This is a genomic window from Shewanella sp. GJ50-10 (assembly GCF_055808815.1).
The window spans coordinates 401799-422282 of the sequence record NZ_JBVVSS010000001.1; the positions used below are offsets into that span (position 1 = coordinate 401799).

The following is a 20484-nucleotide window of genomic DNA, read 5'->3' on the forward strand; positions in this document are numbered from 1 at the left end:
GCTAGTGAGAGACTAATACAATGGTAACAAAAACCTGAGTTTACGCTTTATTTTTTTATGATTTTGCTGAGTTTCGAATATTGCTGTGGCTAATATAATCAAACCACCAAGCACAGTATTCAAGTTGACGTGTTCATTGAGTAACAATAACGCTAGCACTGTACCGTAAAAAGGTTGTAAGCAAGACACTAATCCGACGGTTTTCGCACTTAGTTGTCGCAATGATGAGGCGAATAATGCGTGCGGGGCAGCGGTAAAAAATACCCCTAGAACAGCAATTGTTAGCCAGATATCTAAACTAATAGTGCTCAGCTTAACCTCTAAAAAAGGGCTTAACACAATGACAGCGACTAAGGTTTGATAAAACATTGCTTGGGGGCCGCTATATTCCGAAAAGTACTTCTTATGCAATATGTTACGAGCAGTAAATAACGCAGCAGAAAGTACGCCAACTGCGATACCTAAGGTGACATCATTATCTAGGTTAGGCTCAGGAATGAGCATGAAAACCCCAGTTAATACGGCGATACCAGAGAGCAAGTCAATTAACCTTAAGCGGGTTTTATTGACTAAGGGCTCTATTAAAACAGTCATGACAGGGTAAGTAAAAAAAGCAATCATGCCAATGGCAACTGATGATAACTGCATTGAGGCAAAGTAAGTGACCCAATGTAAGCTCACTAAAAGCCCTAAGCCAACAGCAATTAAATAATGCTTGGGTTTTGATAACAGTAATGCTTGGCGATTTATTTTAACGATACAGGCGAGCACAAAGAAGGCGACAGCACAGCGAAGAACGGTGATATCTAGCGCATTAAGAGGAATGATTTTTGAAAATAATGCAGTGCCTCCAAACAGTAGCACTGCAATATGAAGCTGAATTAACCCTGATGTATTAGATAAATCAGGGCGTCCAGATTTAATCATGCCGAGTGGCATAATAAAAAGCTATTTTAAATGTGCGAAAGCTTGGCCCATTCGAGTCGTTTCAGTCGGCTCAACGCCTTCTGCAAACGTATCAATCGCATCTTGGCCAAATAACATCACCACTGTTGAACCTAATTTGAATCGACCCATTTCAGCACCTTTTTCAAGGGTTAACGCTTCTGCGCCTTCAGTAGGGTAGTCCCATGTGAAAACTTGTTTGCCACACGGAGGGGTAACTGTACCAGCCCAAATTGTTTCAATGCTCGCCACAATTGTCGCGCCCACTAATACCATTGCCATTGGGCCAACTTCGGTTTCAAAAATAGCTACAACACGTTCATTACGAGCGAATAAACCAGGTACGTTTTGCGCTGTCAGTGGGTTAACTGAAAACAGCTCGCCCGGCACGTAGGTCATTTTTGACAAGGTACCAGTGATAGGCATGTGGATACGATGGTAGTCTTTTGGCGCTAAATAAATAGTAGCGAAATCACCGCCATTAAAACGCTCAGCATCTTTTTGTTGTCCACCTAATAAAGCCAATGTGGTGTAATCATGATTTTTGGCTTGGACAATTTTACCTGCTTCAATAGGTCCGCATTGGCTCACAGCGCCATCGACAGGATGAGCCATGGTTTTAGCGTCATCAACAATAGGGCGAAGGCCTGTTTTTAAAGCGCGGGTAAAGAATGCATTAAATGTTTTGTAAGCTTCTGGTTCGCTCTGCGCCGCTTCTGACATATCAATTTTATATTGTTTGATAAACCATTTAATACCAGCGGTTGTTATCGCGCCAGCTTCCGCTGCCGCAAGCTTACCCACAAGGCGTGATAGCAAATGTTTAGGTAAGATATATTGCAAAGCAATTTTAACAGAATCCAATTGAGTACCCTTTTTAGTGATTAATCTTTATTCAAATCTTGATGGTTGAAGCAATATAAACTGACTTATTCATCTAATGCTCTGAAGTGTCGAGCATGACGCTGTTCATCAAGACTGGCAATAATTCGATGATAATTATTAAATCTATCTTCGGTTATTTTCCCATCCGCGAGTGCTGCTTGCAAGGCGCACCCCGGATCATTACCGTGTTTACAATCTCTGAACTTACAAGTGCCGATGTATTCTCTGAATTCAATAAAGCATTCACCGACGCGTGGCGCGGGTAAATGCCATAAAGCAAATTCTCGAACACCAGGAGAGTCAATTAAGTCTCCACCACTTTCGAAGTGTAATAATTTTGCGGTTGTGGTGGTGTGTTGTCCTAAGCCAGAGTTCCCAGATACATCACCAATTTGAAGGTCTGCTTCGGGCATTAATGCATTGATTAATGATGACTTACCCACACCAGATTGACCCGCGAATACGCTAATACTATCTGAAAGTAATGACTTTATTTGTTCAACACCTTCACCAGTGTGACTGCTTACCATATAAACAGGGTAACCAATTTGGCGATAACGCTCTAAAGCCACTTCGACTTCTTCACGATTTTCATCGGTTAATAAATCCATTTTATTAAGGATGATAACCGGTGGAATTGAAGTATCTTCTGCGGCCACTAAATATCGATCGATAATTTGGGTGGTGAAACTTGGTAAAATTGAAGAGACAATTAGAATCTGATCAATATTGGCTGCAATAATTTTTACGCCGTCATATAAATCTGGACGGGTGAGGGAAGACTTACGGGGGTGAACAGCTTCAACGATTCCACCAATACCGCGATCGGTCTCAGTGGCTAAGCGAACAAGAACCTTGTCACCGGTTACGAGACTGGTGATATTTCGGCGAATATTACAACGCGCCACAGTACCGTCTTCGGTTTCGATGTCTGCGTGCTGGCCGAAACGTGAAATAACGATTCCCTGTTGTTCTGGTCCCAGTAGACTATCCTGTAGATCGTTGGCTTGATCTGGATTATCTTTACGCTTTAGGCGCTTACTTTGATTGTCGCGCATTCTGCGCTTTTGACCTTGGCTAAGAGGTTTCTTTTTACTCACAGGCAAATCTTCATTAATTAGGTGTTTTTTTGTCGTATAAAAAAACAGTATGATACACCCTCTTTAATAAAAAAGCCTGAATTTAGGGCTTTTGACAGAATAAGGCAGATATTATGGCTGTAAACTCGAGCAATCTGATTTGGGTTGATTTGGAAATGACTGGTTTAGAGCCCAGTGTCGATCGTATTATTGAAATCGCGACGATTGTGACTGACCAAGAATTGAATATCATTGCCCAAGGCCCTGTTATGGCGGTTCATCAATCTGATGACGTGTTAGCAGGTATGGACGACTGGAACCAAAAACATCATGGCGAGTCTGGATTAATTGATCGCGTTAAAAGCAGTCAACATTCTGAAGAAGACGTTATAAAAGCAACTATTGAGTTTTTGGAGCAATACGTGCCGAAAGGTGCTTCACCAATGTGTGGCAATAGTATTGGACAAGATCGCCGCTTTTTGAATAAATATATGCTCGAGTTAGAAGATTTCTTTCATTATCGCAATATCGATGTCAGCACGATTAAAGAGCTTACAAATCGTTGGAAGCCAGAAGTCATGCAAGGCTTTAGCAAAAAGAATACTCATCAAGCATTAGAAGATATCAAAGAATCTATTGCTGAATTGCAGTTTTATCGTCAAGAAGTATTTAAAATTTAAGCAATCAAACCTTTTTTTGAATTAGGGGTTGCAGTGTAGTGAATATTACATATAATGCGGCCTCAACTTTTTACAGCAAATCACTTTCCTGTTGATAGTTGAAATTTGAAAATTTGCGATATTAGCTCAGTTGATAAGGTTGAAATGATACCTTGCCAGATGTTTTAATAAAGCTACAAGATGCGACATTAGCTCAGTTGGTAGAGCGATACCTTGCCAAGGTATAGGTCATCAGTTCGAACCTGATATGTCGCTCCAAATTTTCAAAATAAAAATTGATTAAGATGCGACATTAGCTCAGTTGGCTTTGGTTCAAACGATACCTTGCCAAATGTTTTAATAAAGCATACTAAATGCGACATTAGCTCAGTTGGTAGAGCGATACCTTGCCAAGGTATAGGTCATCAGTTCGAACCTGATATGTCGCTCCAATTTTTAAAATTGAAATATATGACGCGACATTAGCTCAGTTGGTAGAGCGATACCTTGCCAAGGTATAGGTCATCAGTTCGAACCTGATATGTCGCTCCAATTTCAATACCAAGTTTTGTAAGGCGACATTAGCTCAGTTGGTAGAGCGATACCTTGCCAAGGTATAGGTCATCAGTTCGAACCTGATATGTCGCTCCAAACTTCCTTCTTTTATATCCCAAGCAAACTTTCCAAATTAAAAATTAGATCAGTTGCGTTTTTAGCATAGCGATACCTTGCCAAGGTATAGGTCATCAGTTCGAACCACTCTTTTTGAGAATATTAGGTCGCTCCAAACTTTCTTCTTTTATATCCCAAGCAAACTTTCCAAATTAAAAATTAGCTCAGTTGCGTTTTTAGCATAGCGATACCTTTTTTGTCGCCAAGGTATAGGTCATCAGTTCGAACCATTTTTTTTGAAAATATTAGGTCGCTCCAAACTTCCTTCTTTTATATCCCAAGCAAACTTTCCAAATTAAAAATTAGCTCAGTTGCGTTTTTAGCATAGCGATACCTTTTTGGTCGCCAAGGTATAGGTCATCAGTTCGAACCATTTTTTTGAAAATATTAGGTCGCTCCAAACTTCCTTCAGTTCAATTTCCCCCAAGTTTTACCTTTAGCAAACTTTACAAATTAAAAATTAGCTCAGTTGCGCTTTTAGCTTTGTAATACTAGTGTTTCGCTACGGTTTATTTCATATTTACTAATTTACCTGTCTTTTATATGTAAAATATGAGCTTGCTCAAATATTCATTTTTATTTTTCAACCATAATAAATACAAGCTTTTACAAACTAATTTATTAGCTGCATGAGAATGCAGATACTGGTGGAGTGTTTATGATACGTATTCAACAACTAAGTGAATTGCTTGAATTTATAGCAACATCGAGATTAGACATGAAACAACTTTATAGTCGATTGCATCGCAATGCTGATTCGACTCGAGTGAAAATGATGTTGGAGTACCTGCAGCAACATCAGCAGCATGTGCATGACAGTATTGAAAATTATATTGATGAAGCACCAACACGAATGCTTGATACTTGGTATAAAGACATTACGTTTGAAGATTTTAAAAAGCGCTGTAATGAGTCTGCATTAGCGGCCAATATGACCGAAGACGATGTACTAGAACTACATCTAGATCTTGAAAACCGCCTTATTGGTTTAATTGAGAAAACAGCAAATAGTACTGCTGTGACCGAAATTAAAGAGGCTTTAATGGATCTTGTTCGGGTTGAACGTACTCAGCAAAAAAGGCTTGTCCATAGCGCACTAAGAATGGACGACATTTAACAGATATTTTGACCGTTTAGATTTTATGTTAATATTTCAAATGGAGTCAGCTTTTTAAGCTGGCTCTATTTTTTTCTGCTATCTAAATCGAGTAATATTACTGGAGGTGCTATTTATCTCTGTAAAGTTGCACTTTTTATATGATTAATCCCTCAAGTGCTGGTAAGTTAACATGACTTCGATAACAAAAAATCTTCAAGATGAACAAGCTACAATAGAATTAGGCGTAACTTTGTCGTTATGGGTTTCTGCACCTCTGGTTATTTACCTAACGGGTGATTTAGGAGCAGGAAAAACGACTTTAAGCCGCGGGTTAATTCAGGGCTTGGGTCATGCTGGTAACGTAAAAAGCCCAACATATACACTTGTTGAGCCGTACGAATTAAAAAATATGGATGTGTTTCATTTTGACTTATACCGTTTACTCGACCCTGAAGAGCTTGAGTACATGGGGATCCGTGATTACTTTACTGATAAAAGTATCAGTATTATTGAGTGGCCAGACAGAGGCCATGGTTTGCTACCAGAGGCTGATCTAGCAATACATTTAAGCTACCAAGGTGTGCAAAGACAAGTTGAATTAAGTGGACTGACACCTTCAGGACAGCTTATCGTCGATAAATTAAAATAATAATGACTTAAGATAAAATGACTCGAATTTTTATTTTTACACTTCTGCTTAGCTTCAGTTTTATTGCTGAAGCTGCGAACAAATTAGATAGCGTTAGAATTTGGGATGCACCTGATTCAACACGAGTTGTTTTGGATTTATCTAAAGCGCCTGACTATAGTTATTTTTCGTTAACGAACCCCCAGCGATTAGTCATTGATTTAAAAGATGCCTCAACCAAGGTTAAGTTTGAAAATTTAGCGAAAAGCAGCAAATTAATTAGCAAAGTTAGGCTCAGTTCGCCGCCTAAAAAAGGCACTTTAAGATTAGTACTTGAATTAGCCTCCCCAGTTAAAGCAAGTCTGTTTTCGCTTACGCCTACAGCGCCTTATGGCAACCGCTTAGTCGTTGATCTAGACAATTCTGCCAATAAGTCGGCAACCAAAAAACAAGTCGTGCAAACCAGCAAACGTTCGACAGATGTGATTGTTGCTATTGATGCTGGTCACGGCGGAGAAGATCCAGGTTCCATTGGGCCGAAAGGCACCTTTGAGAAGAAAGTCGTATTAGCTATTTCAAAAAGGCTTGAACGTAAGATTAATGAAACCCCTGGTATGAAAGCGGTTATGACCCGTACAGGAGATTATTTTGTTAACTTAAATCAGCGTTCAGAGTTAGCAAGAAACAGCCGTGCAGATTTATTGTTATCGATTCATGCTGACGCATTTACTACACCTCACCCTAAAGGAGCTTCAGTTTGGGTTTTGTCTAAACGCCGTGCAAATACCGAAATAGGTCGAGTGTTCGAAGATAAAGAAAAACACTCGGAGCTGTTGGGTGGTGTTGGTGACATTATTCAAAATACCGATAGTGAGCAGTACTTGGTGATGACACTAATCGATATGTCGATGGACCATTCAATGGCTGAGAGCCACAGCATCGCAACAGATATTCTTTCTGGTCTAGGTAAAGTCACTAAATTACATAAGAATAAACCTGAGTCAGCGAGCTTTGCGGTATTAAAGTCAACCGATATTCCTTCTATTTTGATTGAAACAGGCTTCATCTCGAACCCTAAAGAAGAGAAACAGTTGCTCAACGGAAATCATCAACAAAAATTAGCCAATGCTATTCATAAAGGTGTGGTGAACTATTTTGAGTCGAATCCGCCATCTGGAACCTCTTTTGCTAAGCAAAGTAACGTTAAGCATACAGTCAGAAGCGGTGAGTCATTATCGGTTATTGCTCAGCGCTATAAAGTCAGCGTCGCAAATATCAAAAAGAGTAATAACTTAAAGTCCGATGTATTACGAATAGGCCAAAAGCTGGTCATTCCGAGGGCGTAAATTATGACGATTCAAATTTTACCGCCGCAACTTGCTAACCAAATCGCGGCTGGTGAAGTTGTTGAAAGACCAGCTTCAGTCGTTAAAGAGTTGGTTGAAAATAGCTTAGATGCTGGCGCAACAAGGGTTGATATAGAGATCGACAAAGGCGGCAGTAAGCTCATTCGTATCCGTGATAATGGTAAAGGCATTGCAAAAGAAGAGCTGGCCTTGGCGTTATCGCGCCATGCAACATCCAAAGTTCATTCATTAGATGACTTAGAAGCTATTTTAAGCTTTGGTTTTCGTGGTGAAGCCCTTGCGAGTATTAGCTCAGTGGCAAGACTTAGCTTAACCTCTAAACCTGCTGAACAATCAGAAGCGTGGCAAGCGAATGCTGCTGGCTCACAAATGGATGTAAAAATCACCCCAGCAGCTCACCCAAAAGGCTCAACCATCGATGTGGTGGATTTATTCTTTAATACGCCTGCAAGACGACGCTTTTTAAAGAGTGATAAAACTGAGTTTACCCATATAGACGAATGGCTTAAGCGCATCGCTATTGCTAGAACAGATGTGCACTTTACCCTAACTCATAATGGTAAGTTAGTTCGCCAATATCGCCCTGCAAATACTGAAATCCAATATAAACAACGTTTAGGGCAGATTTGTGGTCGTGGCTTTGCTGAGCAAGCATTACATTTAGCGTGTGAGCATGATGGGTTAACCTTATCAGGATATTTACAATCTCCTAGCGATACTCATGTTACTGATAGCTGCTATTTCTACGTTAATGGTCGCTTAGTGCGTGATCGCTTAGTTAATCACGCTGTTAAGCAAGCTTTTGGGCGCTTTAATATTCAACATCAACCTGGCTATGTGTTGATGCTTGAGATTGACCCTCATCAAGTAGATGTAAACGTACATCCTGCTAAGCATGAAGTACGGTTCCATCAAAGTCGTTTGGTTCATGATTTTATATTGCAGGCGCTGCAATCAGTATTGGAACAGATTTCTGAATTGGAAATTGATCCATTTGATCAAACCGCTGAACAACCGTCCAATCAGCCTTTAGGACAACAATCACAAGTCAGCCGAGGTTCACATACAAGTGATTTATATGGTGCTGAAGGTAGCCAAGCTAATAACTATTTAAACCAAATCGGGGCTAATCATACTAATAGTGATCAAGAATATCAGCCAAGGGAAGTGAGCAGTAATCGCTTCGGTAATATGTCTGTACCTGCTCAAGGTCATCAATATAGTGGCTCACAAGGCGGTAATAGTAGGGCGGTGGATTCAGCTGAAGTGACGCCGACTGCAATCGCCAATTATGGCCAACTGTTGCAAACTCAAGGTGAAAATACTTCATTAACACAAGTTAATGAAGTAAATGTCGCGGCATTGAACACCATGCCGCCTTTGTTGGGTGGCCAATACTGGGTACTAGCAAAAGATAGTCAATTACAATTATTAGATATTTCGCAAGTGTCAGTTATTGTTACTAAAAATGAAGTGTTAGCTAAAATTAAAACAGGTTTAGTAGGGCAACCTTTATTAATGCCGGTTTCAATTCAAGCTGATGTCGATTGGAAAGTTTTGCTGGAAGAACGAGATATATTGCTGCGCAGACTGGGTTTAACCTTATCTATTCGCTACCAACAGTTGATAATTAAGAATGTGCCCCCATATCTGAGAGATAGCCAGTTAGCGGTATTAATTCCAGAGTTATTAAACTGGATTAAATTAGAAACCCCTTCAGATGAAGCATTATCACTGTGGATTGCAAAACATCAAACGCAATCGTTTACAGCTGCATCTGATATTTGGTTTAAATACTGTCAGTTAGATAGCGAACAGAAGTTGAGCTTAGAGTCTCAGGCGAAATCGTTACCGTGGAAAACATGGTTAGAAGAGAATTAATGTGAACCAACTTAAGCAACCTAAAGTATTGTTTTTAATGGGGCCTACGGCTTCTGGTAAGACATCTTTAGCTATTGAAATGGCGCAAAATCACAACTGTGAAATTATTTCAGTTGATTCTGCGCTGATTTATCGTCAAATGGACATTGGTTCAGCTAAACCTAATGCTGATGAGTTAGCATTAGCTCCGCATCGCTTAATTGATATATTAGATCCGAGTGAAAGCTATTCGGCAGCAGATTTTAGACGCGATGCACTTAATGAAATAGAACAAATTATTGCTCGTGGTAAAACCCCATTACTAGTTGGTGGAACCATGATGTATTTTAAAGCATTGCTTGAGGGGTTATCGCCACTTCCTGCCGCTGACGAGGACATCAGGGCTGAGATAAATAAACAAGCAGAATCCTTAGGCTGGGATGTGTTGCATCAGCAACTGTGTGAAATAGACCCTGTTGCAGGTGAGCGAATTCACCCTAATGATCCTCAGCGGTTATCACGTGCTTTAGAAGTATTTAGAATAACGGGTAAGACAATGACTGAATTGACTGCAACTAAGTCAGAAGCATTGCCTTATGATGTAGTGCAATTTGCCATTGCGCCACTTGATAGAAAAGTATTACATGAATTAATCGCAAAAAGATTTAAACTGATGATGGAACAAGGTTTTATCGAAGAAGTTCAGCGATTGAAAGACCGAGGTGATTTGCATTTAGATATGCCTTCAATGCGCTGTGTTGGTTACAGACAGTGCTGGCAATACTTAGATGAAGAGTTTGACCGTGATACTTTGGTAGAAAAAGCGACTGCTGCTACTAGGCAATTGGCTAAACGTCAATTAACATGGTTGAGAAGTTGGCCTGATTTAAATTGGCTTGAAAGTGGAGCCGAAGGAAATTTAGTTACACTTATACGACATTCGAGCTAGATTATTCGCCGTTGCTGTATAATACTCAAACTAAACAATAAAACATTATTCAAAAAATTTGTTTTGAAAATAAAAAAAGGAAATCGAAATGGCTAAGGGGCAATCTTTACAAGACCCATTTTTGAACGCACTGCGTCGTGAACGTGTACCAGTTTCAATCTATTTAGTGAACGGTATTAAGTTGCAAGGACAAGTTGAGTCATTCGACCAATTCGTTATTTTGTTGAAAAATACAGTAAGCCAAATGGTTTACAAGCATGCTATTTCGACTGTAGTTCCAGCACGTCCATTTAATGTGACTGCTCAAACTACTCATACAACGCATGATGAAGCACCAGCATCTGAATAATCTTTAAGGAGTTTGTTACTTGTTTGATCGCTATGAAGCGGGTGAAACCGCAGTTCTTGTACACATTGACTTTTCTGATGACGAACGAAGAGAAGACATTACAGAGTTACAATTATTAGTCGAATCAGCAGGTGCTCGCTCTGTTGGTGTTATTACCGGAAGCCGACGTTCACCTGATCGAAAGTTTTTTGTTGGGACAGGTAAAGTAGAAGAGTTAGCCGCTATGGTGGCTGCTACTGAAGCAAATGTGGTGATTTTTAATCACGCATTAAGCCCTGCGCAAGAAAGAAACTTAGAACAAATTTGTGAATGCCGAGTATTAGACCGGACAGCACTGATTTTAGATATTTTTGCTCAACGAGCGAGAACACACGAAGGTAAGTTGCAAGTGGAGCTAGCGCAATTGCGCCACATGTCGACTCGTCTAATTCGTGGTTGGACTCACTTGGAGAGACAAAAAGGTGGTATTGGTATGCGAGGCCCTGGGGAAACCCAGCTCGAAACCGATAGACGTTTACTGCGTGGACGAATTAAAAGTATTAATCGTCGACTAGAGAAAGTAGACAAGCAACGTGAACAGAGTCGTCGTTCGCGTAAACGCAGTGACTTATCAACTGTGTCATTGGTGGGTTACACCAACGCAGGTAAGTCAACGTTGTTTAATGCTTTAACCGCTTCTGAAGTGTATGCAGCGGACCAGTTGTTCGCCACTCTGGATCCAACACTGCGCAAGCTAAATTTACCTGATGGTGCCGTTATTTTAGCGGATACCGTTGGGTTTATTCGTCATCTACCTCATGATTTAGTCGCAGCCTTCAAAGCTACACTGCAAGAAACTCGTCAAGCTGACTTGTTATTGCATGCGATCGATTGTGCAGATGAAAATATGACGGAAAATTTCGAACAAGTTCAAAATGTACTTGAAGAAATTGACGCAGATACTATTCCACAACTAGTTGTTTGTAATAAAATCGACTTACTGGAAGACTTTGTACCTCGCATTGATTACGACGATGAGGGGATGCCTGAACGAGTTTGGGTATCTGCACAAAAACAAATTGGATTTGAATTGCTATTACAGGCTATCAACGAGTTAATCGGTGAAGTCATTGTGGAGCAAACATTGAAAATACCAGCGACGGCTGGGCATTATCTTGGTCAGTTTTATGGACTGGACGCGATACAGCAGAAAGAGTATGACGATCTGGGGAACTGTATTTTGTCTGTTCGTTTGTCGGAAGCCAATTGGCGTCGATTAACAAAACAGAGTCAAGGCGAATTAGAGACGTTTATTTGTGAGGATTCATTAGAAGACTCAGAAGTAGACGTTACTTGCTAATAACATTTATTTCATCCACTTATGGAGTGCTAAATGGCTTGGAATGAGCCCGGTAACAAGGGGAAAGACAAAGACCCTTGGGGAAACAAAAACGGTAACGATAAAGGCCCACCAGATCTAGACGAAGTATTTCGTAATCTTTCAAAGCGCTTTGGCGGTGGTAAAGGTGGTTCAGGTGGATCGTCAAGTCCTTCATTTAACTCAACCAGCATTATTGTTGTTTTAGTTATTGGTTTGTTGGTATGGGGCGCTTCAGGTTTTTATACCATTAAAGAAGCTGAGCGTGGGGTGACCTTACGTTTTGGTCAGCACTCAGGCGAAGTTGGACCTGGTTTACATTGGAAAGCGACATTTGTCGATGAGGTTTTCCCTGTAAATATTAAAGCAGTTCGATCAATTCCATCTTCTGGCAGCATGCTTACATCTGACGAAAACTTGGTTAAAGTTGAGCTAGATGTTCAATACCGTGTAGACGATGCTTATTTGTATTTGTTCAGCGCTGTTGATGCTAATGCAAGTTTAAGAGAAGCAACTGATAGTGCTTTACGTTATGTGATTGGACATAACACTATGGATGACATCCTGACCACTGGTCGTGATGCAATTCGTCGTGATACATGGTCTGAGCTCGAACGTATTCTTGAACCATACAAATTGGGTTTATCAATTCAAGACGTCAACTTCTTGCCTGCGCGTCCACCTGAAGAAGTGAAAGATGCTTTTGATGATGCAATTTCGGCACAAGAAGATGAACAACGTTTTATTCGCGAAGCAGAAGCTTATGCACGTGAAATTGAACCTAAAGCTCGTGGTCAAGTTGAACGTATGGCTCAAGATGCTAGTGCTTATAAACAGCGTGAAGTATTAGAAGCTCAAGGTAAAGTTGCACGATTTGAGCAGTTATTACCTGAATATGAAATGGCACCAGAAGTGACTCGTAAACGTCTTTATTTAGATGCAATGCAAGAAGTCATGGCTGACACCAACAAGGTACTTATTGATACCAAAAACAGTGGTAACTTAATGTATTTGCCTTTAGATAAAATGATGGATAATCAAACTAAGCGTAAAGTGGTTGAACCTGTTGTTGAAACGCATATCAATACACCTTCAAATAACTTGTTTGATTCATCAATGCCGCTTGATGGCCGCCAAACTCGCGAGTCTCGTTCTCGCCAAGGGAGGGACTAACTCATGGGTAGATTTGGACTGATTATTTTAGTCATCCTGTTAGGGATTGGTTTTTCATCTTTGATGGTAGTAAATGAAGGCGAACGTGCCATTGTGTCTCGTTTTGGTGAAATTTTAAAAGATGATGTTAATGGCGAAGCTGTTACTCGTGTGCTAGCACCGGGAATCCATTTTAAAATACCTGCTATCGATAAAGTTAAATATCTTGATGCACGTATCCAAACTCTAGATGGCGCAGCTGACCGTTTCGTTACTTCTGAAAAGAAAGATTTGATGGTTGATTCATACGTTAAATGGCGTATCAATGACTTTGAAACTTTCTACCTTTCAACAGGTGGCGGTAACATCGTGACTGCAGAGGACTTACTACAGCGTAAAATCAACAATGATTTACGTACTGAGTTTGGTCGTCGTACCATTAAAGAAATTGTTTCAGGTAAACGTGACGAATTGCAAAATGACGCACTAGAAAACGCTGCTGAAAGTTCACAAGATCTTGGTATTGAAGTGGTTGACGTTCGTGTTAAGCAAATTAACTTACCAGCCAACGTGAGTAGCAGTATTTTCCAACGTATGCGTGCAGAGCGTCAAGCTGTTGCTAAAGAGCATCGTGCACAAGGTAAAGAGCAATCTGAAATCATCCGTGCAACGATTGATGCTGATGTAACGGTAAAAGTTGCAGAAGCTGAACGTAAAGCTCTTACAGTTCGAGGTGAAGGTGATGCATTATCTGCTAAGATTTACGCAGATGCATTCAACAAAGATCCTGAGTTTTATGGCTTTTTACGTAGCTTAGAAGCCTACAAAGAAAGTTTTGCTGGCAACAGTGATGTTATGGTTTTAGAGCCTGATAGTGATTTCTTCAAGTACATGAAGTCAATTGACGGCAAGTAAATTAGAATTTACTTGAATAAAAACCCGGTTATTACCGGGTTTTTTTATGTCTGTTCGTTTTTAGACAAAAAAAATGAATTTTTGCTGTTTGAGTTAATTAATCAGCCAAGACTAATTTAGATTAAGAATATTTCATTAAAATTTATTTATTTACAGTAACTTATAAAAAACACTTCTACATATATTGTTCTAAATGTATAGAAATGGCTGTTCGTTTTTTGAGCTTGTTGAAAAAAACATACAAATCCCGCAACTTAGTTGTGTGTTTTACTATGATCTGGTTCTAATTTTTCGCTATAATGAGCCCCGCCTCAAAGTATAGATTTAGCGATTAGTGATTCTAATGTTGCTAAGTTATTAAAATATAAGAATTCCAACACCCTCTGGGAGATAAGTGGATGAGCAATGCGCCAGTCGATACCGGACGCCGCAGATTCCTGACAGCCGCAACCGCCGTAGTTGGTGGAGCTGGTGCCGTCGCTGTAGCGGTGCCTTTTATTAAGTCATGGAATCCGAGCGCTAAAGCGAAAGCTGCAGGTGCACCGGTTGAAGTTAATATTAGTAAAGTAGAGCCAGGTCAATTAATTCGTGTTGAATGGCGTGGCAAACCTGTTTGGGTTGTACGTCGTACAGATGCAATTCTGAGCCAACTGCCTGAATTAGATGGTCAATTACGCGATCCTGCCTCTGAAGAATTACAACAGCCTGACTATGCAGCTAACCCTGCACGTTCAATTAAGCCTGAGTTTTTCATTGCTGTAGGTATTTGTACTCACCTAGGTTGTTCACCAACTTACTTACCAGACTCATTTGGTGAGCAAGTAGAAGGTGTGACTGCTGGTTTCTTCTGTCCATGTCATGGTTCTAAGTTTGATATGGCTGGTCGTGTATTCCAGGGTGTACCTGCACCATTAAACCTTGTTGTACCGCCACATCAATATGTTGATGATGGCACGGTGCTCATCGGTGTAGACACAGGAGCTGCATAATGGTTAAGAATATTGTTGATTGGATTGATGCTCGCATCCCAATGACGGCGACTTATAATCGTCATGTTGGTCAATATCCAACTCCAAAGAACTTTAACTTCTGGTATTTCTTTGGTTCATTAGCTCTGCTTGTTTTAGTTAACCAACTACTGACTGGTATTTGGTTGACCATGAATTACGTACCTACTGCAGAAGGCGCATTCGCTTCTGTTGAATACATCATGCGTGATGTTGAATACGGTTGGTTACTTCGTTATATGCATTCCACAGGTGCTTCGGCATTCTTTGTGGTGGTTTATCTTCATATGTTCCGTGGCCTTATCTACGGCTCTTACCAAAAGCCAAGAGAGTTACTTTGGTTATTCGGTATGTTGATTTTCCTTGTATTAATGGCTGAAGCCTTTATGGGTTACTTGCTACCTTGGGGACAAATGTCTTACTGGGGCGCACAGGTAATTATCTCTTTGTTTGGCGCCATACCGTTTATTGGTGATGATCTAACATTGTGGATCCGTGGTGACTATGTTGTTTCTGGTGCTACGCTAAACCGCTTCTTCGCATTGCATGTTATTGCTCTGCCATTAGTACTTGTTGTACTTGTTTTCCTTCACTTAATTGCATTACACGAAGTGGGTTCGAATAACCCAGACGGTGTTGAAGTTAAGAAGAATAAAGATGAAAACGGATGGCCAGTAGACGCTATTCCTTTCCACCCTTATTACACAGTGAAAGACATCATGGGTGTGGCCGGTTTCTTAATCGTGTTCTGCTATGTATTGTTCTTCATGCCTGAAGGTGGCGGTTACTTCCTTGAGAAGCCAAACTTTGAAGCGGCTAATCCAATGAAGACACCTGAACATATTGCGCCGGTTTGGTACTTCACACCGTTCTATGCAATCTTACGTGCGATTCCTGACAAGCTTCTAGGTGTTGTCGGTATGGGTCTTGCGATTGCAGTATTGTTCGTACTACCTTGGCTAGATCGCTGTAAAGTGAAATCTATCCGTTACCGTGGCTTGATCCACAAGATTAATATTGCACAATTTACTGTGTCTTTCTTAATCCTTGGTTACTTAGGTGCTGTTCCGGCAACACCAACATTAACTATTGCGGCTCGTATCTTTACACTTACTTATTTTGGCTTCTTTGTTGCGCTGTGGGTTTACAGTAAAAATGAAAAGACAAAAACGGTTCCTACGAGGGTGACACACTAATGAAAAAGTTATTAATTGCATTAGTTACATTGTTGCCATCACTTGCTATTGCAGCAGGTGGCAGCAATGTTCATTTAGAAAGTGCCAATGTAGACTTTCATGATAAAGAGTCTCTAGAACGTGGTTTGAATTTATTTCAACGATATTGCTCTGGCTGTCACAGTACACAGTACCAACGCTATGGTCGTGTAGCTGAAGATTTAGATATCTCAGTTGACGATATGCGTCAAAAGTACATGTTCACTGACGCTAAGATTGGTGAGTTGATGGAAAATGCGATTCCACCTGCAGATGCTGCAAAGTGGTTTGGCGCAGCAGCTCCTGACTTAACGCTAGTAGCTCGTGTACGTGGGCAAGACTGGGTGTATTCATACCTTAAAGGCTTTTATAAAGATGAAAGCCGCCCATTTGGTGTGAACAACAATGTATTCCCACTAGTGGGGATGCCACATGTACTTGAAGATCTACAAGGTATTTCGAAACCAATCTACGAAACAGTCGAAGAAAATGGTGTTGAAGTGTCTAAGTTAGTCGGACTTGAACCTGCTGTTGGTGGTTCAATGAACGCCGAAGAGTATGATCAAGCTGTTCGCGATATTACTGGTTTCCTTGCATATTCTGCTGATCCAGTGAAGTTAGAGCGTGAAGCTTTAGGTTGGTGGGTACTCGGATTCTTGTTTATTTTCTTCATCGTTGCTTATTTGTTGAAGAAAGAATACTGGAAAGATGTGCACTAGACACGAATAACGGGTAAAATACATTATTCGCATACTTTAAACGAGGGGCTTTGCCCCTCGTTTGTTTTGTTTTTTCCGTTTTTCTGGAGGGTAACAATGGCTGTAGCTGCCAACAAACGCTCTATCATGACACTTTTTTCTGGTGCCGATGATTTATATAGCCACCAAGTACGTATCGTCTTGGCTGAAAAAGGTGTAACTGTTGATGTATTGCAGGTAGAACCTAGTGAGAGACCTCAAGAGCTATTGGATGTAAATCCATATAACTCAGTACCGACTCTAGTTGATCGTGAATTAGTGCTGTATGAATCTCGTATTATTATGGAATATTTAGATGAGCGTTTTCCTCATCCTCCATTAATGCCTGTATATCCGGTTGCTCGTGGCCAAAGCCGTCTAATGATGCACCGTATTGATACTGACTGGTATGTACTAGTTGACCGTATCCGTAAAGGTGAAAAAGCTGACGCTGCTCGTAAAGAGCTAACTGAAAGCTTAGTTGCTTTAGCGCCAGTATTTGCTGAAATGCCATACTTCATGAGTGAAGAGTTCGGCTTAGCTGATTGTTACTTAGGTCCGTTATTATGGCGTTTACCTGAGTTAGGTATCAACTTAGATGTTCGTACATCTAAAGATATCCATGCTTACATGACACGCATTTTTGAGCGTGAATCATTTAAAGCATCGTTAACTGAGGTTGAGCGCGAAATGCGCATGGGCATGTAATGAAAGCAATTACACCTAACCGTCCATATTTGTTGCGGGCTTACTACGAGTGGTTGATGGATAATCACTTTACCCCACATGTTGTTGTGGATGCATTTGTAAAAGGCACTCAAGTACCTCAAGAGTTTGTTAAGGATGGCCAAATCGTTCTTAATATTGCTGGCGGTGCAGTGGGCAATTTACAAATGACCAATGAATTTGTCGAGTTTAATGCTCGATTTGGTGGTGTACCTCAGCAAGTTGTTTTACCTATGGCTGCAATCGTTGCGATTTATGCGCGCGAAAACGGTGCTGGGACTGTGTTTGATATGGAAGATGCTTATATGCCTGAAGATGAGTCAGAAGACTTATCTCCAGCGCCACGCTCTTTCTCTGCGGTTGAAACAACAGATAAAACTGAAGTGACAGAAGAAAAGCCTACAGGCAATTCTGAAAAACCAAAAGGACGTGCGCATTTAACTGTCGTTAAGTAACTGTCGTTTAGCAACTGTGTAATGTGTGAGTTCGATTCAAAATCAAACCAGTCATTGTAAAATGACTGGTTTTTTATTTTTAGCCCATTTATAAAGTACTGCTACAAAAACGACTAAGCTAAAACGCTAAAACCAAAAGCCTCTAATCCCCGCAGCGTCACAGCCTAAAATAACTAAGTCATTTCAGATTAGTCGAGATAGGATTTTGCTATTCGAGTCAGTTTAAATGCAACTTTTAAACTGCGATTTTCTAAATTGTCATTTTCAGTTTCAAGTTGATAGCGCGCAACCACGGCAAGGTAAGCTGAAAGCTGCTCAGATTCTTGAGACAAAGCTAATAAGGTCGTGGGTTCTATGAACGGATTATATGGATGACGACTGTGCATTTGTTGACTCAGTGCTAATGGGTTCCAGTCATGGCAAAGGCACTCAGCGACTTGAAATTGAAATTGCTTAAGTGCTGATTGGTCAATTGTTGGTTGAGGTAACATCGCTACAATTCCTGCTAATAAGCTTTCGATACCATCAGCAATATGCTCTTCAGCTGTAGGCTGATCGATGAAACAAAACTCACCTAAGCTTAATTTGGCATTCTCAGAGGCGGTTACCTCAATCGACTTTTTACGCCCTTGATGCCAAGCAAAACTTACTAAAGGATAATCCTCAACTCCAGCGTTGTAATTAACGCAAACTAGGTGCTCGTTGTGAATATCAGGAAAACTGTCTTGTGGGTAATGGCCGATAACGACGGGCGTCGTTAATTGCTGGTGCGGATGTAAATCATTAATCTCAAGTTGAGGGTAGTTTAAACACGAGTTCATCAATGTTGATAATGGATGCTTAGTATCAAATGCTGCAGGCCAAAACTGTTGTGCTAAGGCATTGGTCATCACGGCAGTTAAACTATTACTTGTACCGTTAGGACTATCTTCAGTTTTTTGATTTGTTAAATTTAAATATGGATTCAGCTCATTGACGACTTTATTATCCCAACAAGCGTGAATCGCACGAATGTGTTCGAAATCTAAATAAAGAGGTAGCGCCATAAACCAATCAACCCACTGGAATAGTGTTTCATCACCTTGCTCGAACTCAGATAGAAATTGCGGTTTTTTGTTATTTACTTCCGTGGTTAAATTCACTGGCAAATAGGGTGCGTCAGTGATCGGGTGATGCTTGCTCCAACCAATCACTTCAAATTCATTGCTGCCAAGCAAACAATACGCATGGCCTTTATCGACCATGTCTTTCACTAGAGTGAGTAGTGCAATGTGTTCTATATTCTCACCTTCAGTGGACGCAATTAGGTTGCCACAAAAAACTAATTTTACAAATTGGACGCTCGATTCAGGATCATCAATATCAAAATCTATTTCAGTGAGTAAATCATGCAACTTGTCTAATCGACCATAGACGTCTCCGATAAAATATAAGCTGGTATTGTCGATTTTTTGTATGTGGCTGTGCATGATCAAACCTAGGTGGTAAAGAAGTAATGAGGTAGAGATTATAACCTAGCAAGCAATCGTTACAGCTGAAAAATTCATATCAAGCGCTAATTATTTAAGTGACAGACTAAGCTATGCTATTATCCGCGATTTAGAGCACTTGTATGATTGAAGCGATATATTTTGATTAACTAGTTGAGTTTTTCACCGCTTCGGAGATCGGTTTCAAAATACTTATCGGTTTCAAAATACTTATCGGTTTCAAAATACTTTGCTACTGCAGAAATCCATATTAAAGCTGGGATGTTTAATGCTGTTAATGATTGATAACTATGATTCATTTACCTTTAATTTAGTGCAGTACTTTCAGCGCTTGGGTTATGAGATCATGGTTAAAAGAAATGATCAGATTACAATCAGCGAAATAGAAGCACTTAATCCAACTCACCTTATTATATCTCCAGGGCCTTGTTCACCAAATGAGTCAGGGATCTCACTCGATGCCATTGCCCATTTTGCTGGGAAATTGCCGCTATTAGGTGTTTGTTTAGGTCATCAAGCGATTGCTCAGGTGTTTGGCGCTAAAGTGATAAAAGCTAAACGTGTCATGCATGGTAAAACTAGTTTGATAACCCATAGGGAAGAGGGGTTGTTTGAAGAGTTGAACCAACCACTTACAGTCACCCGTTACCATTCATTGTTAGTTGAGTCATTGCCTGAACACTTCCAGTTAGATGCGTGGCTCGACGACCCTATTCATGGTCGTGAAATTATGGCTATGAGCCACAAAACCATGCCGATTTACGGGGTACAATTTCACCCTGAAGCGATTTTGACTGAACAAGGGCACGAGCTTCTCAATAATTTTCTTACCCGCAGCTAACTTCTGTTACAACTTAAGCGATAAATCCCCACAAATGTTGTCATTTTTTGTGATATAAAAGGCCAATAATAAAAGCACTTGCCAAACTAATAACGTTT

20 protein-coding genes and 4 tRNA genes are annotated in these 20484 nt (G+C 40.4%); 20 read left to right on the forward strand and 4 right to left on the reverse strand.

The annotated features are described in order from the left end of the window. Nucleotides 1-12: 12 nt before the first annotated feature. From AC0L4E_RS01615 to rsgA, 3 genes are all read right to left on the reverse strand, one after another. Nucleotides 13-939, reverse strand: a complete 927-nt coding sequence (locus tag AC0L4E_RS01615; RefSeq protein ID WP_473677710.1) for a DMT family transporter — start codon at nt 937-939, stop codon at nt 13-15. A 9-nt stretch (nt 940-948) separates the two neighbouring features. Further along, a complete protein-coding gene (gene asd / locus AC0L4E_RS01620; protein WP_473677711.1) occupies nt 949-1809 on the reverse strand; it encodes an archaetidylserine decarboxylase in 861 nt (286 codons plus the stop codon). A gap of 65 nt (nt 1810-1874) precedes the next feature. Next, nucleotides 1875-2930, reverse strand: coding sequence for a small ribosomal subunit biogenesis GTPase RsgA (gene rsgA, locus AC0L4E_RS01625; RefSeq protein ID WP_220752178.1), 1056 nt, complete (start codon nt 2928-2930; stop codon nt 1875-1877). Between the two features lie 113 nt (nt 2931-3043). Between rsgA and orn the strand changes: the two genes are divergently transcribed. From orn to AC0L4E_RS01720, 19 genes are all read left to right on the forward strand, one after another. Continuing rightward, nucleotides 3044-3589: an oligoribonuclease gene (gene orn, locus AC0L4E_RS01630; protein ID WP_473677712.1), complete on the forward strand. Its 546-nt coding sequence runs from the start codon at nt 3044-3046 to the stop codon at nt 3587-3589. A 182-nt stretch (nt 3590-3771) separates the two neighbouring features. Further along, nucleotides 3772-3847: transfer RNA gene (locus AC0L4E_RS01635), tRNA-Gly, on the forward strand. 97 nt (nt 3848-3944) lie between these two features. After that, nucleotides 3945-4020 (forward strand) — tRNA-Gly (locus AC0L4E_RS01640). Nucleotides 4021-4044: 24 nt separating this feature from the next. Next, nucleotides 4045-4120: transfer RNA gene (locus AC0L4E_RS01645), tRNA-Gly, on the forward strand. A gap of 23 nt (nt 4121-4143) precedes the next feature. Continuing rightward, nucleotides 4144-4219 (forward strand) — tRNA-Gly (locus tag AC0L4E_RS01650). Between the two features lie 682 nt (nt 4220-4901). Further along, complete coding sequence (locus AC0L4E_RS01655; RefSeq protein ID WP_220752319.1) at nt 4902-5357, forward strand: hypothetical protein; 456 nt, start codon at nt 4902-4904, stop codon at nt 5355-5357. 172 nt (nt 5358-5529) lie between these two features. Next, nucleotides 5530-5988, forward strand: a complete 459-nt coding sequence (gene tsaE / locus AC0L4E_RS01660) for a tRNA (adenosine(37)-N6)-threonylcarbamoyltransferase complex ATPase subunit type 1 TsaE (RefSeq protein ID WP_473677713.1) — start codon at nt 5530-5532, stop codon at nt 5986-5988. 17 nt (nt 5989-6005) lie between these two features. Next, nucleotides 6006-7313 carry an N-acetylmuramoyl-L-alanine amidase gene (locus tag AC0L4E_RS01665; RefSeq protein ID WP_473677714.1) on the forward strand — a complete coding sequence of 436 codons (1308 nt, stop codon included), beginning with the start codon at nt 6006-6008 and terminating at the stop codon, nt 7311-7313. 3 nt (nt 7314-7316) lie between these two features. Next, the gene (gene mutL / locus AC0L4E_RS01670; RefSeq protein WP_473677715.1) at nt 7317-9215 is read left to right on the forward strand and encodes a DNA mismatch repair endonuclease MutL; all 1899 of its coding nucleotides are present in this window, start codon (nt 7317-7319) and stop codon (nt 9213-9215) included. Nucleotide 9216: 1 nt separating this feature from the next. After that, on the forward strand, nt 9217-10143 hold the full coding sequence (gene miaA, locus AC0L4E_RS01675; protein WP_473677716.1) for a tRNA (adenosine(37)-N6)-dimethylallyltransferase MiaA: 927 nt from the start codon (nt 9217-9219) through the stop codon (nt 10141-10143). An 88-nt stretch (nt 10144-10231) separates the two neighbouring features. Then, on the forward strand, nt 10232-10492 hold the full coding sequence (gene hfq / locus AC0L4E_RS01680) for an RNA chaperone Hfq (protein ID WP_220752189.1): 261 nt from the start codon (nt 10232-10234) through the stop codon (nt 10490-10492). A gap of 19 nt (nt 10493-10511) precedes the next feature. Next, a complete protein-coding gene (hflX, locus tag AC0L4E_RS01685; RefSeq protein ID WP_473677717.1) occupies nt 10512-11831 on the forward strand; it encodes a ribosome rescue GTPase HflX in 1320 nt (439 codons plus the stop codon). Between the two features lie 33 nt (nt 11832-11864). Continuing rightward, a complete protein-coding gene (gene hflK / locus AC0L4E_RS01690) occupies nt 11865-13022 on the forward strand; it encodes an FtsH protease activity modulator HflK (protein WP_220752193.1) in 1158 nt (385 codons plus the stop codon). A 3-nt stretch (nt 13023-13025) separates the two neighbouring features. After that, nucleotides 13026-13916, forward strand: coding sequence for a protease modulator HflC (gene hflC / locus AC0L4E_RS01695; RefSeq protein ID WP_473677718.1), 891 nt, complete (start codon nt 13026-13028; stop codon nt 13914-13916). A 398-nt stretch (nt 13917-14314) separates the two neighbouring features. Beyond that, nucleotides 14315-14905: a ubiquinol-cytochrome c reductase iron-sulfur subunit gene (gene petA / locus AC0L4E_RS01700; protein WP_473677719.1), complete on the forward strand. Its 591-nt coding sequence runs from the start codon at nt 14315-14317 to the stop codon at nt 14903-14905. Further along, nucleotides 14905-16119 (forward strand): cytochrome b, encoded by a 1215-nt coding sequence (locus AC0L4E_RS01705; RefSeq protein WP_220752200.1) that lies wholly within the window; start codon nt 14905-14907, stop codon nt 16117-16119. Before petA ends, AC0L4E_RS01705 begins: the two co-directional genes overlap by 1 nt. Then, the gene (locus AC0L4E_RS01710; RefSeq protein WP_473677720.1) at nt 16119-16856 is read left to right on the forward strand and encodes a cytochrome c1; all 738 of its coding nucleotides are present in this window, start codon (nt 16119-16121) and stop codon (nt 16854-16856) included. The genes AC0L4E_RS01705 and AC0L4E_RS01710 overlap by 1 nt, the downstream gene beginning before the upstream one ends. A gap of 96 nt (nt 16857-16952) precedes the next feature. Continuing rightward, nucleotides 16953-17582, forward strand: a complete 630-nt coding sequence (gene sspA / locus AC0L4E_RS01715; RefSeq protein WP_220752204.1) for a stringent starvation protein SspA — start codon at nt 16953-16955, stop codon at nt 17580-17582. Next, nucleotides 17582-18055, forward strand: a complete 474-nt coding sequence (locus AC0L4E_RS01720) for a ClpXP protease specificity-enhancing factor (RefSeq protein ID WP_473677721.1) — start codon at nt 17582-17584, stop codon at nt 18053-18055. Before sspA ends, AC0L4E_RS01720 begins: the two co-directional genes overlap by 1 nt. A 188-nt stretch (nt 18056-18243) precedes the next feature. Here the strand turns inward: AC0L4E_RS01720 and AC0L4E_RS01725 are convergent, their stop codons facing one another. Beyond that, nucleotides 18244-19524, reverse strand: a complete 1281-nt coding sequence (locus AC0L4E_RS01725; protein ID WP_473677722.1) for a metallophosphoesterase family protein — start codon at nt 19522-19524, stop codon at nt 18244-18246. A 289-nt stretch (nt 19525-19813) separates the two neighbouring features. Between AC0L4E_RS01725 and AC0L4E_RS01730 the strand changes: the two genes are divergently transcribed. After that, on the forward strand, nt 19814-20386 hold the full coding sequence (locus AC0L4E_RS01730) for an anthranilate synthase component II (protein WP_473677723.1): 573 nt from the start codon (nt 19814-19816) through the stop codon (nt 20384-20386). The last annotated feature ends 98 nt before the right edge of the window (nt 20387-20484 follow it).